This window comes from Arthrobacter sp. efr-133-R2A-63, assembly GCF_030209795.1.
Classification (GTDB): domain Bacteria; phylum Actinomycetota; class Actinomycetes; order Actinomycetales; family Micrococcaceae; genus Arthrobacter; species Arthrobacter bambusae_A.
Map to the genome: position 1 here is coordinate 1 of NZ_JARVRG010000048.1, position 9,951 is coordinate 9,951.

The 9,951-nt window shown below is 65.7% G+C and carries 8 protein-coding genes; 3 read left to right on the forward strand and 5 right to left on the reverse strand.

Annotation, left to right across the window (positions count from 1 at the left end; all coding sequences use genetic code 11):
- Nucleotides 1-325 precede the first annotated feature (325 nt).
- Together QRN45_RS20190 and QRN45_RS20195 are read left to right on the forward strand one after the other, a co-directional pair.
- Complete coding sequence (locus tag QRN45_RS20190; RefSeq protein WP_284764466.1) at nucleotides 326-1,375, forward strand: IS110 family RNA-guided transposase; 1,050 nt, start codon at nucleotides 326-328, stop codon at nucleotides 1,373-1,375.
- 85 nt (nucleotides 1,376-1,460) lie between these two features.
- A complete protein-coding gene (locus tag QRN45_RS20195) occupies nucleotides 1,461-2,051 on the forward strand; it encodes a transposase (RefSeq protein ID WP_284764468.1) in 591 nt (196 codons plus the stop codon).
- Between the two features lie 408 nt (nucleotides 2,052-2,459).
- Here the strand turns inward: QRN45_RS20195 and QRN45_RS20200 are convergent, their stop codons facing one another.
- From QRN45_RS20200 to nirB, 5 genes are all read right to left on the reverse strand, one after another.
- A complete protein-coding gene (locus tag QRN45_RS20200) occupies nucleotides 2,460-3,473 on the reverse strand; it encodes a recombinase family protein (RefSeq protein ID WP_284764469.1) in 1,014 nt (337 codons plus the stop codon).
- 219 nt (nucleotides 3,474-3,692) lie between these two features.
- Nucleotides 3,693-5,297, reverse strand: coding sequence for a chloride channel protein (locus tag QRN45_RS20205; protein ID WP_284764470.1), 1,605 nt, complete (start codon nucleotides 5,295-5,297; stop codon nucleotides 3,693-3,695).
- Nucleotides 5,294-5,749, reverse strand: a complete 456-nt coding sequence (locus QRN45_RS20210) for a MarR family winged helix-turn-helix transcriptional regulator (RefSeq protein ID WP_284764471.1) — start codon at nucleotides 5,747-5,749, stop codon at nucleotides 5,294-5,296. Before QRN45_RS20210 ends, QRN45_RS20205 begins: the two co-directional genes overlap by 4 nt.
- 274 nt (nucleotides 5,750-6,023) lie before the next feature.
- Nucleotides 6,024-6,404, reverse strand: coding sequence for a TIR domain-containing protein (locus QRN45_RS20965; RefSeq protein ID WP_350309794.1), 381 nt, complete (start codon nucleotides 6,402-6,404; stop codon nucleotides 6,024-6,026).
- Between the two features lie 13 nt (nucleotides 6,405-6,417).
- The gene (nirB, locus tag QRN45_RS20215; RefSeq protein WP_284764472.1) at nucleotides 6,418-9,033 is read right to left on the reverse strand and encodes a nitrite reductase large subunit NirB; all 2,616 of its coding nucleotides are present in this window, start codon (nucleotides 9,031-9,033) and stop codon (nucleotides 6,418-6,420) included.
- A 279-nt stretch (nucleotides 9,034-9,312) separates the two neighbouring features.
- On the opposite strand from nirB, the gene nirD reads away from it, so the two are divergent.
- Nucleotides 9,313-9,687, forward strand: a complete 375-nt coding sequence (gene nirD / locus QRN45_RS20220; protein ID WP_284764473.1) for a nitrite reductase small subunit NirD — start codon at nucleotides 9,313-9,315, stop codon at nucleotides 9,685-9,687.
- Nucleotides 9,688-9,951: the final 264 nt, after the last annotated feature.

Sequence of the window (9,951 nt, forward strand, 5' to 3'; positions counted from 1 at the left end):
CCGCCCCGGCGAAAATGGCCGAACCGGACGGGAAGGACCTGCAACCCCTCATATCTCTAATGGGTAGTGACCAGCCCGAGGTTGGTTGGCAGACTGCTTTCCGGGACCGCCGGGGCGTGACTCCCTTCATATCTGACCCGGCCTGCGGTGTCTTATAGACGACCTGTCCGCCCACGAGGTCCCGGGAGCAGTCGGCCCACTCCGATGGCTTGATAGAAGGCTGTCCGCTCCGCCCACGATGGTGCTGCGTGACTCGTTAGAGATTTGCCTCAGGGTGATCCTCCCGGCTGGTTCCGACTGGACCTCTTCGGATAGGAGCAAGCAAATGACCATAGTCGCGGAACAATTCGCACACGTCGTCGGCGTGGACACGCACGCCAGAACCCACACGTTCTCGGTCCTCGCCACCTCGACGGGCGCGGTGGTCGGGACTGACACGTTTCCCGCCACCGGGCCAGGCATGAGCCGGGCGGTGGAATGGATCCGCCGCCGCACCGCGACGGGCAATGTCCTGGTCGCGGTCGAGGGGACGAGCTCCTACGGAGCAAGGCTGACGCGCCTGCTCGAGGTGGAGCGTTTCGCCGTCTGCGAGGCCAGGCCGCCCCGGCGACAGTCCCGCCACGCTCAAGGCAAATCCGACGCGATCGACTCCGTCGCCGCTGCCCGGACAGTCTTGGGAACGGCCACTACAGAACTCATCAGCCCGAGGGCCGAGGGTCTAAGGGAAGCGCTTCGGATCCTCCTGGCGGCCCGGCGCTCGATGGACACCCAGCGCACGAGTGCGCGCAACGCACTGACCGCCCTGCTGCGGACCCTCGATCTGGGAATCGACGCCCGCTCCCCGCTGACCGCTGCCCAAATCAGGACGGTCCAAGGCTGGCGGGCCAGACAGGGCGACGGTGCTGCCGCCGCCGTCGCACGGGCCGAAGCACGGCGGCTCGCGTCTGCCGTCATCACTATCGGCGCGGAGCTGGAGGACAACCAGCGCGCCCTGGCGGAGCATGCCGAGCTCATGGCCCCGGGAGTCCTGGACATCCGCGGGGTTGGTCCGGTGACCGCGGCGATTATCCTCGCCGCCTACTCGCACCACGGCAGGGTCCGCTCGGAAGCGGCCTTCGCAGCCCTCGCCGGCGCCAGCCCCATCCCGGCATCCTCAGGCAACACGACCAGGCACCGGCTCAACCGGTACGGAGACCGGCAACTCAACCGCGCACTAGACGTCGTCGCCCGGACCCGAAGCCTCACGGACCCCGCCACCCGTGCCTACATCGAGCGTCGCACCGCAGAAGGCAGGAGCCTAAGGGAAATCCGCCGCTGCCTCAAACGCTTCATCGCCCGTCAGATCTTCCGCCAACTCCAGACACTCATGGCTTGACTTATCACCATAGAAGGGTCGTCTAGTTTCCTACGAGCAGGCTCTGGCAGCCGAAGCGCTCACGGATGCCACGGCACGCAGGCTGATGACGATTCCCGGGGTGTCCATGGTCGTGGCCATGGCGTTGATCGCCGCGGTGGGCGACTTCGGGCGGTTCCCGAGCGCCGAGAAGCTGGTCGCCTATCTTGGTCTTCATCCTAGGGTCCGCCAGTCTGGTGGGCAACCGGCGTACCACGGCCGGATCACCAAGCAAGGCAATGCCCACGCCCGCGGCATGCTCGTGGAAGCGGCCTTCACCGCGGCACTGGCCCCGGGGCCACTGCACGCGTTCTACTCACGGATCAAGACCCGCAGAGGCTTCCAGATCGCCGTCGTGGCCACGGCACGCAAGCTGGCCACCTTGGCCTGGACGCTGGACACCCGCGGGGAAGACTACGCGTTCGCCCGGCCCAGCTTAGTCGCGTTCAAACACCGCAAACTCGAGCTCACCTCCGGTGCTCCCCGCCGTGGCGCACCGTGGACCCGGATACGCCTACAACGACAAGCAGCTACGCCGAGAGGAACGCGAACTCGTCGAAACCGCCGAACGCGCCTACCAATTGCTGATCTCCAACTGGCAACCTCACCGGCCGGCCGGAGCGAAAAAAATCGAATTCACCCAACCCGGCAAGAATGAGACCGGGCAGCGCTTTCCTGGTTGGCCCGTGCCGTAGGGAGGCTACCGGGGCTGCCCTCCGTCCTCAAGGGTCACTGCCGTGATCGCTGCGAGACTGCCTGCGGCCGCCCTTGACCGGAGCCTCGGCAGCCCCGGTCAACAGCAGCAGGAGCCAACCAGGAAAGATTGACGCATCTGACTTGACGATTTCATCCGTCGTGCAGATCACCCTCCGGATCTCCGCGTCGTACTGCGCCAGGCGGATATCGAGCCATATTTCGGGGGCAGGCGACCGCCACGTACCCTGCTATCGGGTCCCGGACCGGCCACACCAAGACTAACAGGCGGACACGGCTGACCACGGCAGCCCGGTCGTTTCGTCGCGTCATGTGCCCTTGCTGGCGCCTGGGGAAGTAGGCGTGGTCCTGGTCATCTGCTTGCGGGTGGGCCTGGCGTTTCGTGTGCTCTGAGCGCCCTGTAGATGCTGGCCAGGCTGGGGTTGCGGCCTTTGTGTTTTCCGGTGGGGATGATCAGGTCGTGGCGGATGTCGTGGAGGGAGTCGCCGTTCTTGCGGCGGCGCAGCAGTGTGTGCAGCATGTCGTCGGTGATGACCGGTGGGCGTCCGCCGTGGTTTCCCTTGCGGGCGGCCGTGTTCAGGCCTTCGAGGGTGGCTTCGCGGATGTTCTCGCGTTCGGTTTCGGCCATCGCGGCGAAGAACGCGAACAGCACCCGGCCGGTGCCGGTCGGGTCGTATATCCCGGTGAGTGGCCCGGCGAGGATCTCCAGGGCGATGCCGTGTGCGCTGAGGTGATTGGCCAGCGCTGTCAGCTCGGCGGAATCCCGCCCGAGCCGTTTCATCTCGTAGACGGTGAAGATGACCCGGCAGTGCGGGGCGTGGGCTTTGATCTTCCGGGCTGCCTGCAGCGCGGCTTCGAACTTCGGACGCACCCGCAGGTGGCTGGAGACCTTCTCGGCGAAGATCTTTTCGCGCGGAATGCCGTGCGCGGCCAGTGCATCCAGCTGGGACTGGAGTTCTTGGGTCGCGTGGGAGCAACGGGCGTAACCGACGCGGATGTCCGCGCCTAGGGTGTCTGCGGGGATTGGTGCTGGCGGCGGGGTGTCCGGTCGCCAGGGCTGGCCCGGTCCACGGTTGGCCGGTGTCGGCACACGCAGCTGCTTGGCCAGCCGGTGGACTTTGGTGAACCGGCCGGTATGGTAGGTCGAGGCGACGGCACCGGAGCGGGACCGGCACGGCGAGCCCGGCTGGACTTGGCAGTGGGGGCACGTGTACTGCTCGATCTCATCGGCGTCGGATGGGAGGGTGGTTCCGGGCGCGCTCCTCGTCATCTCCTCGGCGCATTGCTTCACCAGCCCGTTCGAGGACAAAACCTGCCGAACCGATTCCTCACGGAACGCGGCATCATATTTCCTTCGTGCGGTCATCTATGCGAGGCTCCCATCAACCTATCTCGCAAAACCATGCGGCCGCAGAAGGCGGTTGTGCGTTATTTGAGTGAGAAGGGGTTCTGAGCGGAATTCTGGCCTTCGCGGCCCCAGATGGACGGGATCGTCTGCGGTTTCTCAAAATCGGGTGTTTGCAGGAAGAGGTGACCATGATCCGGGTGGCCAGCCCTCTGGCGAAGTTCGCGTAGGTGCTGTCGATCAATTGCTACCTTGCATTCCCACCCGCGTGAGGTAGCGGAGCGAGCGGTCCCGGTCCGTCGCCTCGGTGAGGTCGTGCAGCCTGGCAACAAGCAAATCAGACGGGCCGATGAGCCCAAGGCATGTGCCGTCGTCGTTCACTACCGCAGCCTCGGGCGCGCCCGTCCGGGCGAGAACGTATGCGGCGTGGCGGAGTGTTTCCCGCGGATGGAGCACAGGCGTTGCCTCGGTGAGCGCAGCGGTCGGTGCGCGCATGACGTCCTCGCAGAAGAAGGTCTCGAGCGGGTCGGTCGTGTAGTCGCGGGTCAGGTGGAGTCCTCGGCGCGCGATCTTCTCGGTGAGCACCGAACGTCGAAGGAACAGAACGGAAGCGCCGTAGGCAACCACCGAGGCAATGAGCAGCGGGAGTGCAACAGCCCATGCGTTCGTCAGCTCGAGAGTGAAGATCACGCCCGTGAGGGGCGAGCGCATGACACCTCCGACGACGGCGGTGAGCCCGAGCAACGCCCAGAACCCCGGGATGACGCCCGGCAAAACAAGGCCCGCCGCTGCGCCGAGTGCCGCGCCGATCATGAAGATCGGAGCGAGCACACCGCCGGAGGTCCCGCTGCCCAGGGACAGCGACCAAATGAGCGTCTTGACCACGAGGATGCCGATGATGAGCCCTGTCGTCGCGTGCCCCGTCAACAGCTGGTCGATCACGTCGTAGCCGACGCCAAGGGCGCGGGGCTCGATGAGACCGCCTGCGCCTATGATGAGGCCGCCGATGGCCGGCCACCACATCCAGTGGATGGGCAGCCGCGAGAACGCGTCCTCTGCCCGGTACACGAGCCAGGTTGCTCCGGCGGCGACGATCGCGCCGGAGATGCCAACCACGGCGGCCAGCGCCTCGATACCGGGGGTCAGGTGCAATCCGGTGGTCGAGACGGGGAAGATCGGTGCGGTGCCGAGGATCACGCCCCGCACCATGGTCGCGACCGCGACCCCGGCAGCCACAGGTACGAAGCTGCGTGGACGCCATTCGAACAAAAGCAGCTCGACGGCGAGCAGCACGGCCGCGAGCGGCGAATTGAACGTCGCAGCCATGCCGGACGCCGCTCCCGCCACGAGCAGTGTCTTGCGCTCGTCCGCAGTGAGGTGGAGGTGCTGGGCAAGGATCGAACCGATCGCGCCACCCGTCATGATGATGGGCCCTTCGGCGCCGAAGGGGCCGCCCGAGCCGATGCTGATGGCGGCAGAGACCGGCTTGAGGACGGCGACCTTCGGAGCGATCCGGCTGCCGCCAACGAGGATGGATTCGATGGCCTCGGGCATTCCATGGCCGCGGATCTTTTCCGAACCGAACCGCGCCATGATCCCAATTACGAGTCCGCCGGCGATGGGCAATGTGAGTACTTGCCACCACGGATGTCCGCTGCCCACGGCGACGAGACTTGTCGAGAGGCGGCCGAAGAAGAAGAGGTTTGTTGCTAGGCCGATGAGGCCCAAGAGCGCCCAGGCCGCAAGGGCCCCGAGCGCCCCGACCGGGATCGCGAGAGCCGCTACCAGAAGCATCCGCCGGTCGACGGCGAAATCGCCCAACTGATGGCCGCGGTGGCTGGTCACGCGACCACCGCCCGGCTCAGCGACGCCGCCGAGAGGTGCCCATGGAGAGCGGTGAGACCGGCGGCGAGCTGGTCCCGCAGCTCCGGGTCGAGGTGCGCGAGAGCGTCCCGGAACTCGTCGTCGCGCCGGCGGAGGACGGCTTCAACGGCACTGCGGCCTTCATCGGTCAGGGAAAGCAGGACGAGGCTGCGGTTTTCGGCAGAAGCGGAACGCCGGACGTACCCTCCTGCGCACAGCCGGTCGGCCAGCCGGGTCACCGAAGATCCGGAGACTTCAAGGACGTGCGCGAGGGCGCCGCTGGGCAGTGTCCCGTGGTCGTGAAGGGCGAACAGCATGCGCATCTGCGGCATGGAAAGGTCCGTGACCTCGTCCACACTGCGCATGGCGACGGCGAGCAAGTCGCGCGTGGCCCGCTGGAGGGCATCGATGTGGAGATCAGGAAGATTTGGCATACGACAACTATTGCATAATGCAAGGCTTGCTGTCGCCCACGGCGCCAGTCTTGGCCCGTGCACGCGTTGTCCCGGAATGTCGTCGCGAGGGAGGTCCTGGTCGCATCAGGTGCCTTCTTTGTCGCTTGCCAGCGATATGGAACCCACCGGTGTTGCCTACCGTCGTTCGCGTACCGGCGGATTCCACCACCGACCCTCATGGGCGTCGGTGCGCGTTTCGAAGTTTTTCGCCTGAAAGCGCCCGACTGCGAGGGCAAGCGGAGCGGGGCGCCCTCTACGCTGGCGAAGGGCCACACCGACCGCGGCCGCGGCCAAGACGATGGGGAGCGCGCTTGCAATTATTTGCAGCACGATACGGGTGGATGTGTCTAAAGCGGATCCCGGAGACGGGTGCTGGCTGCCGATTCGTGGTCGTTGTTGTAGCCGCCTTCTCCGCCGCCGACTTGGGAGAAGTCGCTGACGAATACCCCAGCTCAAGCACGACGTTCTGCCGGGCTCGAGGTTTCATCACCCCGCCCTGATCATCAGGAGCCAACAGGACAACGGCGAATGCGGCCTCCGCTGCGTGGTCCTCGAATTTTTCGTGGTTGTCCGCCCCTTGTTCCTTTGCTCGTGCAGAATCGTGACTTTGTTCTCGACCCGGCTCTGCAGGAATGGCTTCTTGTTCCTTAGTCCTGGCCGCGGACGGGGATCGTGCTGGCGATCAGGACGGCGCTCTTTTCTTCGTTGGTGGCGGGGCGGATCTGGCCGCGTTCCGGGACGAAGGCGATGGCCTCGTCTTTCTGTTCGGGGGCGTTGACGAAGGAGCGGAAGCGGCGGAGCCGTTCCGGGTCTTTCAGGGTCGCGGCCCACTCGTCCTCGTAGGACCCGACGTGCTTGGCCATGGCGGCTTCGAGCTCGTCGGCGATGCCGAGGGAGTCCTCGACGACCACCTGGCGCACGTGCTCGAGGCCGCCGTCGAGCTCGGCTTGCCAGTGGGCGGTGCGCTGGAGGCGGTCGGCGGTGCGGATGTAGTACATAAAGTAGCGGTCGATGTATTTGACCAGGGTCTCGTCGTCCAAGCCGCCGGCGAGGAGCTGGGCATGGGCGGGGTTCGCGCCGCCGTTGCCGCCGACGTAGAGGTTCCACCCTTCTGCAGTCGCGATCACGCCGACGTCCTTGCCGCGGGCTTCGGCGCATTCGCGGGCGCAGCCCGAGACGCCCATTTTGAGTTTGTGCGGGCTGCGCAGGCCGCGGTAGCGCAGCTCGAGGTTGATGGCCATGGCGACCGAGTCGAGGACGCCGAAGCGGCACCAGGTGGATCCGACGCAGGATTTCACGGTGCGCAGGCTCTTGCCGTAGGCCTGGCCGGACTCCATGCCTGCGTCAATGAGCTCGCCCCAGATGAGAGGGAGTTGTTCGAGGCGGGCCCCGAACATGTCGATCCGCTGTCCGCCGGTGATCTTCGTGTACAGGCCGTACTTCTTGGCGATCGTGCCGATGACGACGAGCTTGTCGGGAGTGATCTCCCCGCCCGGGATGCGGGGGACTACGGAGTAGGTGCCGTCTTTTTGCATGTTGGCCAGGGCACGGTCGTTGGTGTCCTGCAGGGTGCCGCGCCCGGCGTCGAGCACGTACGCGGAATGCTGCGACGCCAGGATCGAGGCGATGGTTGGCTTGCAGATGTCGCAGCCCGCTCCCGTGCCGTATTTGGCCAGGATGTCCTCGAAGGAGGTCAGTTCCAGGACACGGATCGCGTCGAAGAGCTCCTGGCGGGAGAGGCTGAAGTGCTCGCACAGGGCCTTGGAGACTTCGATGCCGGATTTCTTCAGTTCCCCTTCGAGGAGTTTCTTGAGCATCGGCACGCAGGAGCCGCACTGGGTTCCGGCCCGGGTGCAGGCCTTAAGGTCTGGCACGTCGCGGACCGGCTCCTTGCCTTCACACGTCCCGCACGCGTTGATGGCGTCGCGGATGGTCTCGGCGGGGACGTTGTTGCAGGAGCACAGGATCGCGTCGTCGGGCAGTTCGGTTTCGGGGGCGTCGCCGCCGCCGGCGGCGGTCAGGTAGGCGCCGGGTTCGGCGGGGAGTTCGCGGCCGAGCAGGGGGCGCAGGCTCATGTAGGGGGTGGCGTCGCCGACGAAGATGCCGCCGAGCAGGGTCTTGGCGTCGTCGGTGGTGACGATTTTCTGGTAGACGCCCCGGGCGGGGTCGGCATAGACGATTTCCAGGGAGTGCTCGGTCTTGGCGAACGCGTCGCCGAAGCTGGCCACGTCCACGCCGGAGAGCTTGAGCTTGGTGGCGGTGTCAAAACCGGGGAAGGTCGCTTGCCCGCCGTGCAGCCGGTCGGCCACGATCTCGGCCATGGTGTTCGCCGGCGCCACGAGTCCCAGGCACATGCCCTCAAAGTTCGCGACCTCACCGATGGCGAAGATTCCGGGGATTTCGGTCTCGCAACCATCGGAAATGACAACGCCGCCGCGCGGGCCAAGCGTGAAGACCTGTTCCTCTCCCTCCGGTGCTCGGAAGAGCTCATCGCGCGGCCTGACCCCGATCGCGACGATCACGATATCGGCGTCGATGATGCGGCCGTCGGCCATGAGGACGCCGGTGACCTGGCCATCGTCGTCGGACAATACTTCGGACGGGAACACGCCGCCGTGGATTTCGAAGCCCTTGTCTTTGATGAGGCGTCCCAGTGCCTGGCCGGCGCCTTCGTCGAGCTGGGTGGCCATCAGCCAGGACGCGCCGTCGATGACGATCGGGGTGGCGCCCAACCGCTCCGTGCCTGCGGCCGATTCGAGGCCCAGGAGGCCGCCGCCGATGGTGACAGCGTTGACCTTGCGGCCGAGCTTATCCGTAAGCTTCGTGATTGCTTCGTTGATGGCCCAGACGTCTTCGAGCGTGCGGTAGACATGTGTGAACTCGGCGCCCGGGATGGGCAGGCGGGCGGCATTCGAACCCGTCGCGACCACGAGGGCGTCGTATTCGTAGCTGTTGCCGGCCGCGGTTTCCACGGACTTGGCATCGGGGTTGATCCTGACCACCCGCTCGCCGGTGCGCAGGTCCAGCGCATCGTGGTCCCACATCGACGCGTGCCCGAGGGTGAGGTCGTAGTCCACCTCGATGAGCGCCTTGCTCAGCGTGACCCGGTCATAGGGAAGATGCGCTTCCTCGGTCAGGACCGTGACGTGCCAGCCCTCAAGACCGCGGGTGTGCATGGCATCGGCAAAACGGTGGGCCGCAGGGCCTCCGCCCGCGACAACAATACGGCGCGGGTGCTCTGAAGGGGAAGTATGTCCGGTCACTGGCGGCCTTTCGCATGTGCCGCAGAACCGTCATCCGCGACTTGTCACTTCAGACTAAAGACACGCAGTTTCGCGTCAGTTTCCCCTTTGTTTCGTGGGCTTAACTTCGGCATCACGGTGAGGAATGCGCCGATGTGAGGTCTCCTTTACGAACAGGACACATTGATTGCATTCCGGCGAAACATCGCAGGCCTACCGTGAAGTTGTGGCCGCAAACGGCCCGCGCCGGCTGGCGGAATTGGATCCGCCCGACCGGCAGGCTAAGCGATAGGGGCTGAAATGACCGTCATTCTGGATCGGGAAAACCTACAACAGCAGGGCGCACCGACCGCGTCCGGCTGGCACCGCGTCTGCGCAATCGACGAGCTGGAACCGGCTTGGGGCGAAGCTGCCCTGGTCGGAGGCAAGCAAGTAGCACTCTTCCGCACCACGCCGGATGAGGTCCTGGCAGTATCCCAGCAGGACCCGGCAACGCTGTCCAACGTCATGGCCCGGGGAATCGTCGGTTCCCGGGGATCACGCCCCACCATCGCCTCGCCGCTGCACAAAGAAGTCTACGACCTTGAAACCGGCGAATGCTTCACCAACCCCGAACTGCGGCTCGCGACCTACAGCACCCGCCTCGTGGACGGATACCTCGAAGTAGCCCTCTAAACAAAGGGGCTTCCTCAGCTCCCGACGCCCATGCTGGCCGGTTCCGCCCAAGGAACCGGCCAGCGGTGGTTCTGCAGCCGAAACCTGCCGCCCGGTTTGACGGACCAGCGGGGTGGTGGCGCCGCGCGTGCCGGCCTCGGAGAGTTCAGCCATAGAACGGACATCATCAATTACCACGTAGTACAGGAGACTGGTCTTGGCCCCACGTGACCGGCCGGTGGACGCCGTCGGACCCTTTGAGCATGGGTTCCGTGACGCGTCCGC

Excerpts from the sequence above, each read along its gene's own strand:
- QRN45_RS20190 (WP_284764466.1), top strand. The coding sequence starts at position 326 with ATGACCATAGTCGCGGAACAATTCGCACACGTCGTCGGCGTGGACACG.
- QRN45_RS20195 (WP_284764468.1), top strand. The coding sequence starts at position 1,461 with ATGACGATTCCCGGGGTGTCCATGGTCGTGGCCATGGCGTTGATCGCC.
- QRN45_RS20200 (WP_284764469.1), bottom strand. The coding sequence starts at position 3,473 with ATGACCGCACGAAGGAAATATGATGCCGCGTTCCGTGAGGAATCGGTT.
- QRN45_RS20210 (WP_284764471.1), bottom strand. The coding sequence starts at position 5,749 with ATGCCAAATCTTCCTGATCTCCACATCGATGCCCTCCAGCGGGCCACG.
- nirD (WP_284764473.1), top strand. The coding sequence starts at position 9,313 with ATGACCGTCATTCTGGATCGGGAAAACCTACAACAGCAGGGCGCACCG.